The sequence below is a fragment of the Nocardia sp. NBC_00511 genome, assembly GCF_045161165.1.
In the GTDB taxonomy this organism is placed as follows: Bacteria; Actinomycetota; Actinomycetes; order Mycobacteriales; family Mycobacteriaceae; genus Nocardia.
Map to the genome: position 1 here is coordinate 3,411,040 of NZ_CP107849.1, position 19,077 is coordinate 3,430,116.

The following is a 19,077-nucleotide window of genomic DNA, read 5'->3' on the forward strand; positions in this document are numbered from 1 at the left end:
GCGCGGGTCGACCAGCAGGAACTCCGCTTCGAAACCTACTGTGCGCGTTTTTCGCACCAGAACCACTCTTTTCGTTACCGGCTGACACCTAGGCATACCCGGGCCTCGATCTTGGAAACAGCTCGGTTTCGATCCACCGGCACCGGGCATTCGGACTACAAGAAACAAGATCAACCGCCGAGCCTTGTTCGCGGTGGGGCGATGCGCCCCGCCGGGAACCGGCCGGGCTACACCCCGATCGCTGGGTTCCTTCAGCGGCCTCGAAGCTAGGAGTTCACCATGCTCGGTCTCGGCATTCTCGGTTGGATCATTATCGGCGGCCTCGCCGGATGGATCGCCAGCAAATTCATGAAAACCGATGCGCAGCAGGGCATCCTGCTCAATATCGTGGTGGGGATCGTCGGCGGATTGATCGGCGGGTTCCTGTTGAAGGTCCTCGGCGTGGATGTCAACGGCGGCGGGCTGTGGTTCAGCTTCTTCACCTGCCTCGGCGGCGCGGTGATTCTGCTGTTCCTGGTCAATCTCGTCACCGGTCGGCGCGCTGCCACTGATCCACACCCCCACGGCGGCGGCGATCTACATCGCCGCCGCCGTCGTGCGTTCCTAGCGGAGCCCGGAGGCTTCCTGAGCGAGGGCGGCGACACGCGATTCGGCGGCCGAAACCACATTGTGGCGAGCCTTGTTCGATTCCTCGTAGGCGAGAACCGCACGCACGTCGGAAGGCTTGGACAACTCCTTGATCGCGGCGACGGCCTGGCCGACATTCAACCCGTCGTAGTCGCGGATCGGCAGCTCGTCCGCGTCGAGGATGCCGGCTTCGGTGCGTACCGAGTGCAGGGCGTCGGCGGTGCCGCTGACGCCCTCGCGGCGGGTGACCTTCTCGGCGGTCTCGAGCGCGGCGTCACGAGAGGCGGTCAGCGTCTTGACCGTGACGTCACCGGCATGCGCGCCCCGAGCCCGCAGCTCGTCCAGTGCGGGCGGGACGGAGCGGAACATGTCCAATACGCGGTCGATGCCGCGCGCGGACCAGGTGAGCGGAATATTGGCCAGCCGCACCGCCATACCGGTGACGGCCTGTGTCGGTGTACGACGCAGGGCCGCCGGTCCGCCGAGTGCGTCCTCGGCCAGTACGGTGGTCAGCCAGTCCACGGTCGAGGTGTGCGCCGCGATCAGCCGGTCCGCCAACGTGACGAGGTCGCTGCGGCTCGCGGTGGTCGCGAGGGCCTTGATGTAGCGGGCCCGGCCCAGCAGCTGGCTTTCCAGAGCGAGGTCGCCCAGCAGAGCTTCGTCGAAAGGCTCTGCCTGCTCCCGCAGTGTTTTCACCGTCGCGACAGCGCGACCGACGAACGGGCCGATCAGGTCCGGCACACCGCCGAGTTCCCGGATGGCGCTGTCGATGTTCTGTGCGCGCATACGGGCATCGTGGGCGTTCGCGGACAGCTCGTCGCGTACCGCTTCGGTGCGAGCCTGCGCGGTCCGGGTGTCGGCGATCTGGATCTCGGTATTGGTCAGGCCGTGGACAGCACGTAGTTGGGTGAGCAAGGTCGATGTGACGGGTGTGGTCATGAAAGTCTTGTCCTTAGTTGTCGATATCGGTTCGGCGCGAATGCGCACCGTTACTCGGACTACCCGCTGAACCCATCTGAAACATTGTCCCGCAACCAATTTCGGCCGATCGACGCGGCAGCGCCAGTCGCGCAGCGCCTCCGCACGCAGTGCGGCGATGGCAGCGCTCTCCTCGGCGATAGCCCGCACGAGCCCGTCCGGGTCGCTGTAGTCGCGTGGGTGTTCTCGCATTCAAGCGTGGCTTCGCCCGATGGACCGAAGCCGACAGCGGTGACACGACCGGGCTCGCGCACCATACCCTGGCCGCCTTGGCAGAATTCCGCACCGCCGCCACCACTCTCGGCTGACCGCCCTCGTCCGTGACACCGCCGTCGCGTGACTACGGCCTCAAAGGCCGTGCACCCAACGCACTCATCTGCACAACTCCCGCTACTGCCGAATCTGGTGTGATGGACCTAGTCCTGCAAAGCGTTGTCCGCCAGGCTGTTTCGTCGGCGGGGCGGGCGTGGGACGAAACGCGGGATGCAGTCGATCACCTGCTGGTACGCGGGACGGCGTTCCAGGCTGCGTTGTTCCATCATGGGGATGCTGGCGCCTTGGAACATCGCGAACATGGCGATCGCGCCGAGTACTACCCACCACCAGTCCTGTGGTGCGGCGGACAGGCCGAAAAAGGCGAGGGCACACCAGAAAGCGAACTCGCCGAAGTAGTTCGGGTGTCGCGACCAGCTCCACAGGCCCTGGTCCATGGCTTGACCGGGGGTGCGGCGGGCTACGAAGCGGTACATCTGGAGGTCGGCGAAGAAGGACAGTAGTACCGCGCCGATGCCGATCACGGAGGCGAGGATGTCCAGTGCGCCGAGGGGACGATCGGTGTTGGCCAGTACCGCGTATACCGGCAGCATTCCGGCGAAGACCTGGAGGGTGGGCACGACGTGGATGCCGAACAGGTCGGCCAGGATCTCAGCTCGGCCCGCGCGGTCGCGAATCATCGCGTACCGCCAATCCTCGTGGTGCAGGCCGGGAAACGCGTACAGCCAGTTGCCGGTCAATCGGATCGACCAGAATACGATCACGCCCAGCACCAGCCAGCTCCGCGCCCGGTCACCGCCCGAGCCGATCTCGACCCACCACGCGACCATCAGCAGCGGCGGCAGCACACTCCAGTACGCGTCGTAGAAGCTGGAGTTGCGGTAGATCCGGCTGGCCGCGAACACCACGAGGGTGGCGATCAGGTCGGCGATCAATCCGTCCAACAGCAGGCTCGACGTCGCCGGGCCCCAGGCCAGCCACGCGCCGCCCGCCGCGAAGGCGAGAACGTAGGCAATGCCGACCCGCACGATCGACCCGGTCTTGTTCATACCCCGACCGTACCTAGAACGCGTTCTAGTTCGGGCGGGTTCCGGCTTTCCGGTTTCCACACCGGCACAGTAGAGGACTTCAGGGATCGCGATTCGACGCCAGCCAGAACCGATGGGTTGCCGAACGCAGGTATCGACATTTCCCGCCGTTGCCACTCCTCGCCGGGCGCAACCGGTCTACCTCTGCTAAAACGTTCGAGTAGTCGATGAGAGGTAGATATGTTGTCTCGCTTCACAACTCGGTCGTGGTCCGGGGTGGCGGTCTCGCTGGTTGCGGCTGGCGTTCTGGCGATGCCGGTGGCGCATGCGCTGCCTACCGGTTCGTCGGATCTGCCGACGGGCACTTCGCAGTCCGCCCCGGGGACACCGCCTCCGGCTGATGCGGCAGTGTCGACCGCATACGGGTCGATCGGGATGTGGATGCTGCAATCGTCGGGGGCGGTGGCGAATTGGCTGGGGCAGAGTTATCAGGGGAAGTCGCTGTACGAGCCGATCGATGTGGTGTTGGTCGACCGGACGTCGAGCACCGCCGCGGCGGCTACAGCCAAACTGACCGATAGTCTCGCTGCCGCAGGATTTCCCGTTCGATCGTTGCACAGCACGGGGTATCAGGCGTTCATCGATGGGCAGAAGTATTCGCAGCAGCCGCCGGATGGGAGCAATTCCGCGTTCTCGGATGCGATCGCCATCGAAACCAACGACCACGGAAGGGTTTTCGGGCCCGCGCCGTTGGCGGGTGGCGGGTTCGTGTGGACCGCGGCATTCAGTCGGGAGAATTTCGCGGTGGTGACGCACACCTATGCGTCGTTCACGCAGGCTCGTGACAATGTGCGAACAGCTCTGGTGGCCAAGGGCGCTACGGATCTGGGTTCGATCACTCTCGGCAATACCTATGACACCGACACCACTTCGACCGGTGACCATGACGGTCAAGCCGTGGTGATCGCGCTGCGATAGAAAAGCCTCAGGCCGCCGGTTCGGCCGCGAGCCGCCGCAGCGCGAGGTCCGCGTAGAACGCCGCCCCATCCCCCAGCACCGACTCGTCGAATTCCGCGAGCGGAGAGTGGTTTGCCGGTGCCCGGGCCGGATCCTCGATCCCGGCGGGTGGCGAACCGAGCATGATCATCGCGCCGGGCACCTCGGCGAGGACTCGCGAGAAGTCCTCGGATCCGGCGGATGGGTGTGCGGCCCAGTCGAATCGCTGTTCGCCGAACAGATCGATGGCGGTCTCGGCGGCGAATCGCGCTTCGCGGTCGCTGTTGACGGTGACCGGGTACAGCAGGTCGTATTCGAGGTCGGCGGTGAGGCCGTGCGCGTCGGCGATGCCGCGTACGATCCGCGCGAATCCGTCCTTCGCGATCGCGTGTGCCGCGTCGGAGTAGCTGCGCACCGTCGCCTCGAAGCAGACGTCGTCGGGGATCACATTGTGCTGGGTGCCGCCGTGGATGGTGCCCACCGTGATCACCACCGGGTCGTGGATGTCGAAGCGGCGGGTCACGAAAGCCTGTAGGGCGAGCACCATTTCGCAGGCGGCGGGGATGGGGTCGAGGGCGGTGTGCGGCATCGATCCGTGGCCGCCCGCACCCCGCACGGTGACCCGTGCGGTGTCGGAGGCGGAGAGGAAAGGCCCACTCCGCGTAGTGAACCGACCGACCGGCATCATGCTCATCACGTGCAGTGCGTACGCGGCCACCACCCGGCCACCCGCCGCGTCCAGCACGCCCTCGTCGACCATGTGCCGAGCGCCGTCGTAGCCTTCCTCGCCCGGCTGGAACATGAAAATGACATCTCCACATAGCTTTTCGCGCTGTCCGGCGAGTAGTCGCGCGGCTCCGGCCAGCATCGCGGTGTGCAGATCATGACCGCAGGCGTGCATCCGCTCGACCGGCGCGGCGAAGTCGAGCCCGGTGCGTTCAGCGACCGGCAGCGCGTCCATATCGCCGCGCAGCAGCACCGCGGGTCCCGGCCGACTCCCCCGCAGCACCGCCGTCACCGACGAAAGCGATTCACCGACAGTCACGTCCAGGCCGAGTCCGTCGATGGCGGTGAGCACCTTCTCCTGGGTGCGCGGCAGATACAGCCCGAGTTCGGGTTCGCGATGCAGTCGCCGCCGCAGGTCCACCAGCTCGCCCTGGATCTCACGGGCATCGTCGAGGACCGGCATGGCCGCACTCCTTCTTCAGCATCTCCTCGAGAGAATTGCGGAATCGATCACACTGCACCACACATTACGTGGTCGGCAGGTCGCATCGGAGCAGCATGCGTGGGCGGCCGGGTCACAGTACGACCGTCAGTCTTCCTCCGGGCCGAGGGAGATGCCGCGGCTGGCGAGCCAGGGCAGCGGGTCGATCTTGTCGGATCCGTTGAGCCACACCTCGAAGTGGCAGTGCGGGCCGGTGGAGAAGCCGCGATTGCCGACGGTGGCGATCTGGTCGCCGGCCAGGACCCGCTGTCCGACAGAGACCGTCGCGGTGTCGACGTGGCCGTAGACGGTGATGGTGCCGTCGTCGTGCTGTAGTCGCACCCACATGCCGAAGCCCTCGGCCGGGCCCGCGCTGATCACGGTGCCGTCCTCGATGGCGTAGATCGGGGTGCCGATGGGGGCGGCGACGTCCACGCCGAGATGTTCGACGCCCCACCGGGATCCGAAACCCGAGGTGAACGTGCCCGACGCGAACTTGGCGAAGATCGGGCGGAACTTGGAGGCTTCACGCGCGGCCAGATCTTCGGCGAACTGCTGACCGTTCTGCAGGATGTCCTGGAACTGGCTGAGGTCCTCGACCGGTGCGCTGTTGAGGATTTCGGGAAAATGCGCGTCGGTGCCGTTGAGTGCGGCGGGCGGCAGACCGTCGATCGCCCCGGCGCCGTTTCCGACCGACGAGGCCATCAGGACGGGCTGGGAATCCGAGGTCTGCAGACCGGCCTGGGTCGCCGCGACGGCCGCTCCGGCGGCGACGGCCGCGATCACGGCCCGTCCACGCGCCCGGTTGACGGTCGTGTCCTTGCGATGCGAGGCGACGCGCCCCGGCTCGGCGGGCGCGGGATCAGCGAAGGGCGCGGGGTCTTGCGCCTCCGACCAGTCGTCCCAGTCCTGAGTCGGTGATTCGTGCCAGCCGTCCGAGTCGTCGTAGTCGGTCTGCGGCCAGTAGTCGCCGGGGCTGTCGTACCACTCCGCCGCGCCCGGAACGAAGGACCGCGCGGGGTCCACATTGCGATGTTCGTCGTAGCCGAACGCCGTCGGTGCGTCCGGAAAAGCATTACGCTGCAATGTAACTGGAACCTCCTCGGTGCAGACCCCCCTCACGACCGGTGCGGTCGGTCACGATGCGGGGGAACGCGTCACGCGGTGCGAAACCCTATCACCGGTTCGTTGCGCGTCGCCTGTCGAACAGCCGTCTCCATGGTCACTCACAGCCGAACTCGCTATGGTTCGGCGATGCGCACCGAGTTCGCCCAGCACGGCAGCACGATCGTGGATCGGCTGACCACCACCCAGTCCCCGCCGCCGTGGCAGCTGGTGATCGGCACCGCCGTGGTCGCGCTGTTGCTGGTGGTTTTCCGCCCGACCTGGCGGATCCTGCGCAACGCGGTGACGATCGCGCACGAGGGCGGGCACGCGTTCACCGCACTGCTCACCGGCCGACGACTCAACAGCATCCGATTGCATTCCGATACTTCGGGACTCACCGTCTCCAGCGGAAAGCCCTACGGCCTGGGCATGATCCTGACCATGGCGGCCGGATATCCCGCGCCCGCGCTGCTGGGCCTCGGCTATGCCGCACTGCTGGGCGCGCATCGGATCACGCTCATGCTGTGGCTGACGATCGCGCTGCTGGCGGTGCTGCTGTTGAAGGTGCGCAACTGGTACGGGGTGCTCTCGATCCTGGTGACCGGCGGCATCGTATTCGCGGTGTCCTGGTTCGGAAGCGACACCACCCAGGCGGTGCTGGCGTATCTCGCGGCCTGGTTCCTGCTGCTGGCGGCGGTGCGGCCGGTGATCGAGTTGCAGCGAAACCGCGCGCACGAACCCAACTCCGACGCCGATCAGCTCGCGCACCTGACCCGCGTCCCGGGCCTGCTGTGGGTGCTGGCCTTCGGCGCGATCGCGCTGTGCGCGCTGGGGTTCGGCGGCCGCCTGTTGCTGGCCGATATCCGCGGCACCTGCATCCCGCCGCTGACCCACAGCACCTGCGTTTCCTCAACCGCTGCAAGCTTTCCCACGTTCGGCGGCTAACATTCGGACTGCAGCATCCGGGTGATCGGGCACACGGGTCCGCCCGGCGTGGTACGGGCCCGCTTTTCGAGCCGCTCGGCGAGAGTTCGATCGTGGTCGCAGGAGGGTTTCGATGGAAAGACCGGCATGGGCCCCGGAGGGCGTGGACATGGCGAAGGTGAGCCCGGCGCGAATGTACGACGCGCTGCTCGGTGGCTCCCACAACTTCGAAGTGGATCGCCAAGCCGCCGAGGTCGGAAAATCCCTGGTACCGGATCTGCCGCGGCTGGCGCTGAGCAATCGCGCGTTCCTGCGCCGGGCGGTCCGGTTCATGGTGGATTCCGGTGTGCGGCAGTTCCTGGACATCGGTTCCGGGATTCCGACGGCGGGCAATGTGCACGAGATCGCGCAGGAGATCGATCCGGAATGCCGGGTGCTCTACGCCGATATCGATCCGGTGGCGGTGGCGCACGCCCGCGCGATCCTGCGGGGCAACGAGCACGCGACCGCGTTCGAGGCGGATCTACGCAAGACCGATGATCTGCTCGCGCAGGCCCGCGACACCGGCATCATCGATTTCGATCAGCCGGTCGGTGTGCTGCTCTTTGCGGTACTGCACCTGCTCGGCGACGACGACCACCCCGCCGAGACCGTGGCCGCCCTGCGCGCGGCGGTCCCCGTCGGCAGCTATGTGGCCATCTCGCATCTCACCTCGGCCACCCGTCCGGAGGATGCGGCCAAGCTGGGCAACAACTCCGCGACGCGCAACAATATCGGTATCCACTTCCGCACCCGCGAGCAGATCACCGCCTTCTTCGACGGCTGGCAGCCGATCGAGCCGGGTGTGGTGGAATTGCCGCTGTGGCGGCCGGAATCCGACCGCGACCAGCACGAAACACCCGGTCGCTCGTTGGGTTTGGCGGGCGTCGGCCGGAAAGACTGAAGGCGCGCACGAGGTTCGGGGCAGGGGGTGATTTCGGTGGAGGCGCACGAGCTGGCGGTCCGGTGGGCGGATCGGCTGGATGGTGCTGTCGCGCCGACCATCACCCGGGCCCAGATCGAGAATCTGCTCGATGGTTTCGCCGCCCGCCTGATCTCGGTGGTGGGCGGCGCGGAGGACGATCCCGGCGCCGCCGAAGCTGCCGCGAAAGCGTTGGTGGCGGCCAACTATCGCGATGCGCTGGCCGTGCACCGCTCGGTGCTGGTGCTGTGCAAGGACCTGGTGCTGGCGGTCTGTCCCGATCCGGAGGATCCGGGCTATCCGGCCGCCCGGGATCGGGCCATCGACATCGCGGCCGTCTTCGCCGCCGAGTTCACCTCGGCGCTGCGCGCGGCCGCGCTGTCCGAGCAGGAGGCCACCCTGGCGGCCGCGCTCACCGCCGCCCGGGAGGCGGAGGCGCGCCGTCAGCTCTCGGAAGCCCGTTTCCAGGCCATCTTCCAGGGCGCGTCGGTGGGTATCGGCACCGTCGACATCACCACCGGTCAAGTGGTGGACGTGAATCAGGCGATGGCGGATGTGCTGGGCGTCCCGGCCTCGGAGATGCCGGGCAGACCGGTCAGCGACATTCTCGGGCCGGTGAACATCGGTGAGGCGTTCGGCCTGTTCCAGCGGCTGATCAGCGGTGAGATCGACCGCTTCCGGATGGAGACCGCGCACACCCGCCCCGACGGCACCGAGACGGTGATCGACCTGTCGATGACCGTGGTGCGCGACAGTGCGGGCGCGCCGCGTTTCCTGGTCGGCGTGACCGTCGACGTCACCGACCGCAAGCATCTGGCCGATCAGCTCTGGCATGACGCGCACCATGATTCGCTGACCGGACTGCCCAATCGGCTGCTGTTCTTCGATCGGCTGACCGCGGCCTCCGGTCAGGTCGGCGTCTGCTATCTGGATCTGGACGGCTTCAAGGAGATCAACGATCAGCGCGGGCACACCGCGGGCGATCGGGTGCTCTGCGATGTCGCCGAGCGGTTGCGCCTGGCGATGCCGCCCAACGGGGTGGCGGCGCGGCTGGGCGGCGACGAGTTCATCGTCCTGGTCGAAAGCTGCTCGGGCCGGGAGGAATTGGACAATGTCGCCGACAGCCTGCTGGCCGCGCTGCACGATCCGTTCGATGTGGCCGGGTTGTCGGTGCGGGTGGGCGCGAGTATCGGGACCGCACTGGTCGACACCCACGCCACCGCCATCGACGAGCTCATGCACGCCGTGGACACCGCCATGTATCGCGACAAGGCGCTGCGCCACCGGCGTTAGGTGTCACAGCGCCAGCGGCGTTGAGTCCAGCGCTAGACCACGAACGGCACCAGTGCTTTTCGCTCCGCCGGGTAGTCGCTGAACTTCTCGCGGTACCACTTGTGGGTGGCGAAGGCACGCGGCACCAGGTTGCCGAAGGTGATCAGGAAGATCACCACGCCCGGCAGCGCCCATGTCAGCAGGGCGAAACCGGCCCACGCCAGCAGTTCCCCGAGATACGTGGGGCTGGTGACGAATCGGAAGCCGAGGCCGAACGGGATCTTGTATTCCGTTGCGCCCGGGTTGTTCTTGTCGCGCAGGTTGCGCACGATCCGCTCGGAGCTGACCAGGAGTCCGAAACCGCTGAGGTACACGATCAATCCGATGATGAAGCGCGGATCGGTGAGCCAGCCGGTGCCGTAGCGCCCGAAGTAGTCGTGACTGAACAGCGCGCCGTTGAGGTACCCGTGCAGGGTGGTGACCAGCATGCCCATGCCGAGCACCGAAACGTTGAAACTACTGGTCTTGCCGGGGACTTGGCGAATGGAGAGGGGGAAGAACCAGCCGCGGTTGCCGTAGTGCAGAATCCAGATGGCCGCCAGCACCAGCGAAGTCGGCTCGAAACGGTGCGGACCGGACAGGTACGCGGCCGCGAAGACGACGGTGGCCGGGATCTCCATCAGCCACCAGCCGAGTTTCGGATTCAGGTTCAGCCCGAGTTTGGCGGTGGCGAAGCGGCCGTACGGGCTCTGCCCGAAGAGCCCGCCGATCAGAACGAAAGCAGCGAACGCGAAAGCGATCGTCAAGACGGTGTCGTAGACGGTATTGCCGGTATACCAGTTCATTCGTGGTCCTTCATGTGGAAAAACTAGAACAGGTTCTACCATGCCGACCGTGCCGACCGGTACCCATGAGCGGACATGGGCACCGACCGGCAGGTAGGTTGGCGAGAGCCTGGAGGGAGGCGCTGGTGGGTTCGCAGGGTTGGGATGTGTTGCTCAAGTCGATGCCGTTCTTCCTCGGAGAGGACGAGGACGGCGACGAATCAGGGCTCGGCTGGAACCCCCGTTTCATTCAGATTCGGGACGAACTGACCGGGCGCGGAGTGCATTTCGCGCAGCAGGGCGACGAGATCGAGGTGCTCGTCGCGGTCCCCGAGGACGCCGCCGACGCCGACCGCCTGCTGACCGTGCTCGGTCGGCAACCCGACGGCACGTGGGACCCGGTGCCGCTGCCCTCGGAATCCGATGCCACCGCGCCGGATCCGCAGTGGCGGGCCATGCAGCGCGTGCACCAGCAGCCCCGGCTGGCCCGCGAGTGGAGCACCGGCTGGCAGCGCGCCGAGGGCCTCGATCAGCGTCGCGCCGTCGCCGAATCCGTGCTCACCGTGCTGCGCGAGGGCCTCGACATGGACGGTGAACGCCTGCGCTTCACCACCTGGAGCATGGACGCCCCCGGCACCGGCAGCTACACCCTGCCCGCCGACCGCCCCAGCGAACGCGACGCGCCCGTAGTCTGTTCGGACTGGGACGATTTCGAGCGCCGCCTGGCCTGGGCCCTGACCACCCTGCCCTGGGACGGCGTGATCAACCTCAGCACCCCGCACCCGGGCCCGGATCCTTGCTTCGTCCAATTCCTGCACGGCAGACAGCTTTTCAACGAAGCCAGCGGCTGGGACGTGGCGGGTCTCGGCCCGGGCGAATTCGACCGCCGCATGCGTGACCTCGGCTGGAGCTTCGCCCCGCACAGCCTCCCCGGCGGCGCGGCCCTGATCTGGGAGGGCCCCATCGCCCGCGCCGGATTCAATCCACGCCTGCACGGCACCCCCCACCGCACCGTGGCGACCTTCACCGAGGTCTTCTCCGTCCACCACCCCCAGGACCTGGTCTTCCGAGCCTTCCGCAACGGCCGCCGCCGCGACCCGGACCTCCGCTACCTGGAGATAGAACTGGGTGTCCCCCGCGACGTGCGATAACCGCGAACGCCGCGCCGCCCGGATCTGGTCATCGACAGCAGTTGCTCGATCACTCGGCGATTCCGATGACGTGGGGCGGCGCGTCGGCCGCCGTCAGGAGTTCGGCCGCGGCAGCCCGTCTTCCGATTCGACAGAGCAACAAGGGATTCCCTGCGCCCGGCCGCCTGGTTGTACCAGTCACCCCGCCCGACGATCGCGGTCGGCCGTCGCACGGGGCACAGCGTTCACAGGCGTTGCAGGCGGATCGGTAGGCCGTCGGCGGGGGTCGGGCCGGTGCCCGCTACCAGGGGCACCTCGTAGCCGTCGGGGACGCTCCAGCGGTAGGTGAGCAGCATGCGGTGCATGGTGGCTTTGACTGTCATGCCGCCGAAGTAGCGGCCGATGCACTTGTGGGCGCCGCCGCCGAAGGGGGGCCAGGCGAAGCGGTGGGATTTGTCTTCGGCGCGGTCGGGGAGGAAGCGTTCGGGGTCGAAGACGTCGGGGTCGGGCCAGTATTCCGCGGAGCGCATCATGGTGTACGCGCCGACCATGACCAGGGTGCCTTTGGGGATGAAGTGTCCGGCTATGTCGGTGTCCGCCAAGGCTTCCCGCACCATCTGGCCGACGGGGCAGTACATGCGCAGGGTTTCCTTGAAGGCCAGTTCCAGGCTCGGCAGCCGGTCCAGGTCGGCGTAGTCGAGGGTGGGTTTGCCCAGGGCCTGGGATTCCTTGCGCAGCCGTTCCTGCCATTCCGGATTGCGGGCCAGCTCGTAGGCGAGCATGGAGATGGCGTTGGTGCTGGTGTCGTGCGCGGCCATCATCACGAAGATCATGTGGTCGACGATGTCGGCGTCGGTGAAGGATTCGCCGTCCTCGGTCACGGCGTGGCAGAGCACGCTGAAGAGGTCGTCGCCGTCGCCCGCGCGCTTGGCGGGCAGTTCGCGGCGGAAGTAGTCCTCGAGCAGGCGGCGGCCGCGCAGGCCCCGATTCCATACTCCCCCGGGCATATTCGTGCGGATCATGGCTTTACCGCCGTGCACGGCGTCTTCGAACGCGTTCGAGAGCCGGGTGGCCTCGGGTCCGAGTTCCGCGCCCGCGAAGACCACGGTGGCCTGTTCCAGCAGGAGCTCCTTGACGTGGTCGTAGAGCGGGAAGGCCGGTCCGGGCTGCCAGGCGTCGACGCCGCGCACGATGCGCGGGGTGGTCAGGTTGAGATACCCGACGAGCCGGGTGCGGGTGAACGCCTGCTGCAGGATGCGGCGGTGGTAGGTGTGATCGTCGAAGTCGCGCAGCAGGATTCCGCCGCGGAAGAACGGTCCGATCAGGAATTCCCAGCCCTGCTGCGCGGAGAAGACGTGCTTGCGGTCCAGCAGCAGTTCCTCGACGGCGGCGGGACTGCCCAGGCCGACGATCCGGCGTCCGAACGCGCCCATCCACTGCACCGGGCCGTAGCGCCGCATGCGTTCCCGGGAGAAGGCGACCGGATTGGCCATGGTCGCGACCATGTGCCCGATCCCCGGCGGCCCGAAGTCCCCCATCACGGGAGCGAGCCCACTGCCGGGCGGCGGCGCGGCCAGGGGGCGCACGGCGGCGGGATAGCGTTCCAGCACACCGGCGGCCCGGCCCTGAATTCGATGATGCAACACGGCTTTTCGAGCGGCCATGTTCCCAAGGTAGCGGAAACATGGGTTTCCGTAAACGTTTGTTTCCCGATTTCTGTGCGAAGCTGTGTGGGTGACCCGGGCTGCCAACGGAACCTATCGCGGCACCACCACCGACGAGCGCCGCGAACAGCGACGGCGACGGCTGCTGGACGCCGCGCTCGAGATCGTCGGCACCCAGGGCCTGGCCGCACTCACCGTGCGCGGCCTGTGCGAACAGGCCAAGGTCGGCCCGCGCTTCTTCTACGAATCCTTCACCGACCTGGACGCTTTGGCGACGGATCTGCTCGACGAAGTCCAGGGCGTGGCCCTGGAACACGCCGCCGCGGCCATGACCGACACCCCCGGCGACCCGGAGACCAAGATCCGCGCCGGGGTCGCGGCGCTCATCATCGCCGTCACCGACGACCCGCGCCGCGCCCAGATCGCCTTCGCACAGGCGTACGGCAGCGAGCTGCTCATGCGCCGTCGCTTCGAGGGCATGCGCCAGGTGGCTCAGCTGATCATCGATCAGACCCGGGTGCTGCTGGACCTTCCGGACAGTGACGACACCGCACTGACCGCCGTGGCCCAGCTGATCACCGGCGGTGCGGCAGAACTGATCCTGGTCTGGCTCGACGGCGGCCTGAAGGTGGAACGTCCCCTGCTGATCGAGATCGTCGCGGATTACGTTGTGGCCATGGTGGATCGACTACCGGGGATCAGCGAGAAGCTCGGCGGCGGTACAGCGCTGCCCACCGGCGACTGAGCCATCCGGACCGAGCGGGACGACCCGGCAGGGCCGCACAGTCGGAAGACGTACGGCCCGCTGTCGAGCAACCCTTCAGTCCGGTGTGGACGTCACGGGGTGGCGTCGACGTATCTCGTCGACCACGATCTTGGCGGTTTCGGCGCAGGCGGTGGTCCCGCCGTTGGCGTACTCCTTCACGGCATCGCCGACATTCCAGAGATTGGGGATCGGGGTGTCGTGCGGCAGGTCGTATCCGGCGACGGCACGCTGTGGCGGCCAGCCGTCGCGGGTGACGGCGATGGACAGGATGCGGGCCTGCTCGAAATCGGGGATCTCCTCGCGCAGATCCTGTAGCACCAGTGCGGTTTCGGCGTCGGCGTCGAAGTCGCCGATCGAGGGTTTGGGCACGCCCGTGCCGACGTAGAGATGCCAACCCTCGGGAGCCATCTCGGGGCAGGTGGCGGTGAAATTCGCTACGTAGCAGAGCCTTCGGGTGCGAGCGAAGCTGAGCAGGCCGGGTGCGGAGATCAAAGGTTCGCGGCTGGCGAAGTTCACCGAGATCATGCCGCAGGGCAGGTCACCCTGTAGCACCGTGCCGATGTAGTCGGACGGGAAGTGCTCCGGCCCAACGAGATCCAGCGTCGCCGACGGTCCGATGTCGCTGACCGCGAAATCGCAAGCCACATCCAGGCTTTCGCCACCGCGCCGAATCCGCGCACCGGTGACGCGACCATCCTCGACGGTCAGACGCTCGGCCTCGGTGTCGAGCCAGACCTGTCCCCCATTGCGTTCCACGACTTCCGCGAGGGCCTTCCACATTCCGATGGTGCCCTCGGGGCAGAACCCGAACCTCTTGAACGCCGACTTTCGGGTGAAGTAGGTCAGGAACACCCGCGCGGGCAGCTCTTCAGACCCGACCGCGAAGATCGACCCGCACATGTTTCGGAAGATCCCTTGCACCGCATCGTGTTTGGTGTAGCGGCGCACCCAGTCCGCGGTGGACAGTTCGCGGTCGGGGAGCCCGCCGTCGGCGCGGGCCGCCCCGATGCCGGTGAGCAGTTGCGCGCCATGGCGGGTGAGCTGGGAGATGAGCAACCCCCAGCCCCCGCTGGTGACGTCGACGTCGCGGCCGTTGATGCGATACAGGATGGGTGGATCCGCCGGGCGCACTTCGAATTTGGCGTCGACCTCCGTGAAAGTCTGTTCCGTGATACCGCCCAGTTCGATCACCACCGCCCCGGAATTTATTCGGAATCCATCGATCTCGTCGGTGGAGGCGCGGCCTCCGACCCGATCCAGACGTTCGACCACCAGTGTGCGGTACCCGTGGTTCGAAAGCCGGGCGGCGGCGCAGAGCCCACCCGCCCCGGCTCCGACAACCAGTGCGTCCCACCTGTTCTCGCTCATGGCGAGCTCCTCGAGCAGGCTCAGCCCGCTGGATTGACCCCCGGCTGAGCGTCGGACATATCGGTAATACGACTCCAATTCTCTCGCACCTGGTCCACCGTCGGGACGTCTGCGAACAACACGGCCTTATTTGCGAACAACTGCACCCGCTGCACCGCGCCGCCACCGACGACGAGAACCAGTCCGCTGTCCTGGTTCTCCTCGCTGACCAGGTAGCCGACCACCGGCGCGACCTGCGCGGGCGGCAGCTTCTCGAGCATCTCGGCCGAGGCGATATCGGCGGTCATGCGGGTGGCGGCCATCGGGGCCACCGCGTTGACCTTGATGTCGTACTTGCGGCCCTCGTAGACCAGGGTGTTCATCATGCCGACCAGTCCGAGCTTGGCGGCACCGTAGTTGGCCTGGCCGAAGTTGCCGAACAGGCCCGAGGTGGAGGTGGCCATGACCACGCGGCCGAAGCCCTGCTCCCGGAAGTGACCCCAGGCGGCGTGGGTGACGTGGTAGGCGCCGAACAGGTGCACGCGCTGCACCGCCTCGAAGGATTCGGCGGTCATCTTCACGAAGCTGGAGTCGCGCAGGATGCCCGCGTTGTTGACCACGCCGTGCACCGCGCCGAAGTTGTCGATCGCGGTCGCGATCAGCGACTTCGCACCCTCTTCGGTGGCGACGCTGTCGTAGTTCGCCACCGCGGTGCCGCCCGCGGCCCGGATCTCCTCGACCACGGTGTCGGCCATATTGTGGCCCGCGCCGCTTCCGTCCCGCGATCCGCCGAGGTCGTTGACCACGACCTGCGCGCCCTCGCGCGCCAGCAGCAGTGCGTACTCCCGGCCCAGACCGCCACCGGCTCCGGTGACGATGACGACCCGATCGGTCACACCTGGCATGTTGTTCTCTCCTCGCAACGACAATCCGAACTTTTCGGAAGGTAGCAGCCGGGCCCGGACGGCCCTGTGCCGCCCGCCACACTCGTCGCGGAACTGGCCAGTCGTTAGGTTGGAGGGGTGAAGCCGCATCTGCACCAGCTCCATCCGGAACTCGCGGACACCCTGCCCCATCTCAGACTGGGGACGAGTCCGACACCGGTGCGACGGCTGTCGGCGTTCGACACGGTCAACACGCCCATCTGGCTCAAGGACGACAGCGCCTTCGGCGACGGCGGCTGGGGCGGCAACAAGGTCCGAAAACTGGAGTGGCTGCTGCCCGACGCGCTGCGCCGGCACCGCACCACCATCGTCACCGTCGGCGGGCTGGGCACCAACTGGGGTCTGGCCACCGCGCTCTACGGTCGCGAGCACGGGGTGAAAACCGTTCTGGCACTGATCGATCAACCAGAGGACGACCACGTGCGGGCGCAGTTGAAGCGGCTGCGCGAATCCGGTGCCGACCTGCATTTCACGCATACCAAGGCGCGCACGATCCTGGCCGCGCCATGGCTGCTGGCCCGCAACTTCGCCAATGGGCGGCCGCCGTACTTCCTGCCCGCGGGCGGGTCGTCACCGGTGGGCGCGCTCGGATATGTCGAGGCCGCACTGGAATTGGCGGAGCAGGTGCGCAACGGCGAACTGCCGGAACCCACCCATATCGTCACCGCGCTCGGCTCCGGCGGGACGGTGGCCGGGCTGTCGGTGGGGCTGCGCCTGGCCGGGCTGTCGACCCGGGTGGTCGGCGTGGTCGTCAACGACACACTGCGCCTGGACGAGCCCGCCATGAGCAAGCTCGCCGACCGGACCCTGCGGCTGCTGCGTGCGCGGGGCGCCCGTATCCCCGAAACCCTGTCCCCCACGGGCAATCTGGAGATCGTCACCGACTGGCTGGGTCCCGGTTACGGGCAGCCGTATCCGGAAGCCGCCACCGCCCAAGCGCTTTCGTGGGATCGCGAGCAGATGACCCTGGAGCCGGTCTATACGGCCAAGGCGATGGCCGCGCTCATGGATCTCGACGCGCACGGGCGGTTCGGCGACGGTCCGGTCGTCTACCTGAATACCAACGGTCCACGCTGACATCAGATTTCGGCGTCTCAGGCCCCGGCGGGCGTGGCCAGTTTCGCGGCCAGGAACTCCTCCCAGGTCCGCTCGCCGACGGCGCGGTCGAGGTTCAGGTTGCCACCGGCGGCGTAGGCGCGCGCGGCCTTGCCGGGGGCCTTCATGGTGAGGGTCAGCCGGTGCCGGTGGGCGGCGGTCAGGTAGCTGCGCTCGAGTTCCTTCATGGTGTAGACCTTGGGTCCGGCGACATCGGCGACCAGGCCCTGCGGCTCACCGAGGGCGAGTTCCGCCAGTCGCGCCGCGACCTCGGCGGCTTCGATGGGCTGGAACCGGAAGTCGAACACCGGCACGATGGGCAGCTTCGCCATCGACGACACCATGGTGAACAGCAGATCGTGGAACTGGGTGGCGCGCAATGTGGTCCACGGCAGGCCCGAATTCTGCACCACCACTTCGGCATCCCGCTTCGAGGCCATGTAGCCCATGAGCTGACGGTCGATGGCGCTCGCCACCGGGACCCGGTCCGCGCCGACCACCGAGATGTACACCAGGTGCGGGTGGACACCGGCGGCGTGCACCGCGTCCACCAGCGCCTGCGCCTTCGCGCCGTCGCCGGTGACGGTGCCCGCCAGGTGCAGGATGGTGTCGACGCCGGTCACCGCCGCGGCCACGCCCTCGCCCGTCTCCAGGTCGCCCGCCACGTATTCGATGCCGTCGCGGGTCTCGCGGGCGGTGCGGCTCATGACCCGCACTCGCACACCCGCCGCGCGCAGCAGCGGGGTGGTCAGCGTGCCCAGGTTGCCGGTGCCGCCGGTGACCAGAATCGTCTTCGTCATTGTGACCATCTCCCTTGTCCGCGATGCCCTGCCGGGATCGTTCTGACCTGTTGACGACGTGGCTCTCCGGCCTGTGACGCGGTGTGACGCAGCACACGTTCGGGGCGGTCTCGTACGCTGTCGGTATGCCCGAAGCGCAGCTGGACCGTCTGTTGGAGCTGGTCTCCGGACGCCGGGTGGCTGTGCTCACGGGGGCGGGGATCTCTACCGACAGTGGGATCCCGGACTACCGCAGCCCCGACGCGCCACCGCGCACGCCGATGACCTATCAGCAGTTCGTAGGCGATCCGGTGTTCCGGCAACGGTATTGGGCCCGCAATCATGTGGGCTGGCGGCTCATGGACGCGGCTCGACCGAATGCCGCGCATCGCGCGCTGGCCCGGCTGGAACGCGCGGGCGTGGTGAGCGGCGTGATCACGCAGAACGTGGATCTGCTGCACACCAAGGCCGGTCAGCGCCGGGTGATCGATCTGCACGGCGTCTATGCGCGCATTCGCTGCCTGCGCTGCGAGGACCTCACCTCCCGCATGGCGCTGGCCGAGCGGCTAGAGGCCGCCAATCCCGGCTTCGCCGAATCGGTCACCCTCGACGGCCTCGAGGTCGCGCCCGACGCGGACGCGGTGGTCCCCGATACCGGCGCGTTCCGCATGGTCGACTGCGTGCGCTGCGGCGGCATGCTGAAGCCCGACATCGTCTACTTCGGCGAATCCGTCCCCAAACCAAGGGTCGCCGCGGCCTTCGAGGTCACCGAATCCGCCGATCTGCTGCTGGTCGTCGGCTCCTCGCTGACGGTCATGTCCGGCCTGCGTTTCGCCCGCCTGACCGCCAAATCCGCACGCCCCGTGGTGATCCTGAACCGTGGCCGCACCCGCGCCGACGGCCTGGCCGCCCTCACCCTGGACACCGGTTGCGCCCCGGCGCTGACGGCCTTGGCCGACGCCCTGGCCCCAGCGCCGGTCAGCTCAGCTACTCAGTCGTCGAATTCCTCATCCTCCGAATGCGTTTGACGCATCGAGGGCACCAATCCATCGAAGTAACGCCGCGCTCCACAGTCATCCAACGCACATTCCGCGTGTGTGGCTTGCCCTTTCAGTGCGACCTCCAAATTCATGACCGGATAATCCGGCGGCTCGT

General features: G+C 67.4%; 17 protein-coding genes and 1 pseudogene. 9 read left to right on the forward strand and 9 right to left on the reverse strand.

The features are described 5' to 3' along the window. Positions 1–279: 279 nt before the first annotated feature. A pseudogene (locus tag OG300_RS16185) lies at positions 280–546 on the forward strand (GlsB/YeaQ/YmgE family stress response membrane protein); the annotation flags it as partial. A gap of 57 nt (positions 547–603) precedes the next feature. On the opposite strand, the gene OG300_RS16190 reads toward OG300_RS16185, so the two are convergent. Continuing rightward, complete coding sequence (locus OG300_RS16190; RefSeq protein WP_405496721.1) at positions 604–1,566, reverse strand: ferritin-like domain-containing protein; 963 nt, start codon at positions 1,564–1,566, stop codon at positions 604–606. Between the two features lie 455 nt (positions 1,567–2,021). Next, the gene (locus OG300_RS16195) at positions 2,022–2,927 is read right to left on the reverse strand and encodes a DUF1295 domain-containing protein (RefSeq protein ID WP_405496723.1); all 906 of its coding nucleotides are present in this window, start codon (positions 2,925–2,927) and stop codon (positions 2,022–2,024) included. Positions 2,928–3,314: 387 nt separating this feature from the next. On the opposite strand from OG300_RS16195, the gene OG300_RS16200 reads away from it, so the two are divergent. After that, positions 3,315–3,884: a hypothetical protein gene (locus OG300_RS16200; protein ID WP_405496725.1), complete on the forward strand. Its 570-nt coding sequence runs from the start codon at positions 3,315–3,317 to the stop codon at positions 3,882–3,884. Positions 3,885–3,891: 7 nt separating this feature from the next. Here the strand turns inward: OG300_RS16200 and OG300_RS16205 are convergent, their stop codons facing one another. After that, positions 3,892–5,091 carry a M20 family metallopeptidase gene (locus tag OG300_RS16205; protein ID WP_405496727.1) on the reverse strand — a complete coding sequence of 400 codons (1,200 nt, stop codon included), beginning with the start codon at positions 5,089–5,091 and terminating at the stop codon, positions 3,892–3,894. A gap of 126 nt (positions 5,092–5,217) precedes the next feature. Next, complete coding sequence (locus OG300_RS16210) at positions 5,218–6,195, reverse strand: M23 family metallopeptidase (RefSeq protein WP_405496729.1); 978 nt, start codon at positions 6,193–6,195, stop codon at positions 5,218–5,220. Between the two features lie 168 nt (positions 6,196–6,363). Between OG300_RS16210 and OG300_RS16215 the strand changes: the two genes are divergently transcribed. The 3 genes from OG300_RS16215 (at position 6,364) to OG300_RS16225 (ending at position 9,394) form a co-directional block, all read left to right on the forward strand. Continuing rightward, positions 6,364–7,161, forward strand: a complete 798-nt coding sequence (locus OG300_RS16215; RefSeq protein ID WP_405496731.1) for a M50 family metallopeptidase — start codon at positions 6,364–6,366, stop codon at positions 7,159–7,161. 112 nt (positions 7,162–7,273) lie between these two features. Further along, complete coding sequence (locus OG300_RS16220; RefSeq protein WP_405496733.1) at positions 7,274–8,083, forward strand: SAM-dependent methyltransferase; 810 nt, start codon at positions 7,274–7,276, stop codon at positions 8,081–8,083. 27 nt (positions 8,084–8,110) lie between these two features. Beyond that, entirely contained in the window at positions 8,111–9,394 is a 1,284-nt protein-coding gene (locus OG300_RS16225) for a diguanylate cyclase domain-containing protein (protein ID WP_405496735.1), read from the forward strand. 32 nt (positions 9,395–9,426) lie between these two features. Here the strand turns inward: OG300_RS16225 and OG300_RS16230 are convergent, their stop codons facing one another. Then, complete coding sequence (locus OG300_RS16230) at positions 9,427–10,218, reverse strand: 3-oxo-5-alpha-steroid 4-dehydrogenase (RefSeq protein WP_405496737.1); 792 nt, start codon at positions 10,216–10,218, stop codon at positions 9,427–9,429. A gap of 125 nt (positions 10,219–10,343) precedes the next feature. Between OG300_RS16230 and OG300_RS16235 the strand changes: the two genes are divergently transcribed. Further along, positions 10,344–11,348: a TY-Chap domain-containing protein gene (locus tag OG300_RS16235; protein ID WP_405496739.1), complete on the forward strand. Its 1,005-nt coding sequence runs from the start codon at positions 10,344–10,346 to the stop codon at positions 11,346–11,348. Positions 11,349–11,572: 224 nt separating this feature from the next. On the opposite strand, the gene OG300_RS16240 is transcribed toward OG300_RS16235, so the two are convergent. Further along, positions 11,573–12,991: a cytochrome P450 gene (locus OG300_RS16240; protein WP_405496741.1), complete on the reverse strand. Its 1,419-nt coding sequence runs from the start codon at positions 12,989–12,991 to the stop codon at positions 11,573–11,575. Positions 12,992–13,061: 70 nt separating this feature from the next. Here OG300_RS16240 and OG300_RS16245 point away from each other — a divergent pair, with 70 nt between their 5' ends. Further along, on the forward strand, positions 13,062–13,736 hold the full coding sequence (locus tag OG300_RS16245) for a TetR/AcrR family transcriptional regulator (protein ID WP_405496743.1): 675 nt from the start codon (positions 13,062–13,064) through the stop codon (positions 13,734–13,736). Between the two features lie 75 nt (positions 13,737–13,811). On the opposite strand, the gene OG300_RS16250 is transcribed toward OG300_RS16245, so the two are convergent. Both OG300_RS16250 and OG300_RS16255 read right to left on the reverse strand, forming a co-directional pair. Then, positions 13,812–15,125, reverse strand: a complete 1,314-nt coding sequence (locus OG300_RS16250) for a phytoene desaturase family protein (protein WP_405496745.1) — start codon at positions 15,123–15,125, stop codon at positions 13,812–13,814. 20 nt (positions 15,126–15,145) lie between these two features. Next, positions 15,146–16,009 carry an SDR family oxidoreductase gene (locus OG300_RS16255; RefSeq protein ID WP_405496747.1) on the reverse strand — a complete coding sequence of 288 codons (864 nt, stop codon included), beginning with the start codon at positions 16,007–16,009 and terminating at the stop codon, positions 15,146–15,148. 117 nt (positions 16,010–16,126) lie between these two features. Between OG300_RS16255 and OG300_RS16260 the strand changes: the two genes are divergently transcribed. After that, entirely contained in the window at positions 16,127–17,125 is a 999-nt protein-coding gene (locus tag OG300_RS16260) for a 1-aminocyclopropane-1-carboxylate deaminase/D-cysteine desulfhydrase (protein WP_405496749.1), read from the forward strand. A 17-nt stretch (positions 17,126–17,142) separates the two neighbouring features. Here the strand turns inward: OG300_RS16260 and OG300_RS16265 are convergent, their stop codons facing one another. Continuing rightward, entirely contained in the window at positions 17,143–17,943 is an 801-nt protein-coding gene (locus OG300_RS16265; protein WP_405496751.1) for an SDR family oxidoreductase, read from the reverse strand. Positions 17,944–18,068: 125 nt separating this feature from the next. Between OG300_RS16265 and OG300_RS16270 the strand changes: the two genes are divergently transcribed. Continuing rightward, positions 18,069–18,950: an NAD-dependent protein deacetylase gene (locus tag OG300_RS16270; protein ID WP_405496753.1), complete on the forward strand. Its 882-nt coding sequence runs from the start codon at positions 18,069–18,071 to the stop codon at positions 18,948–18,950. Positions 18,951–19,077: the final 127 nt, after the last annotated feature.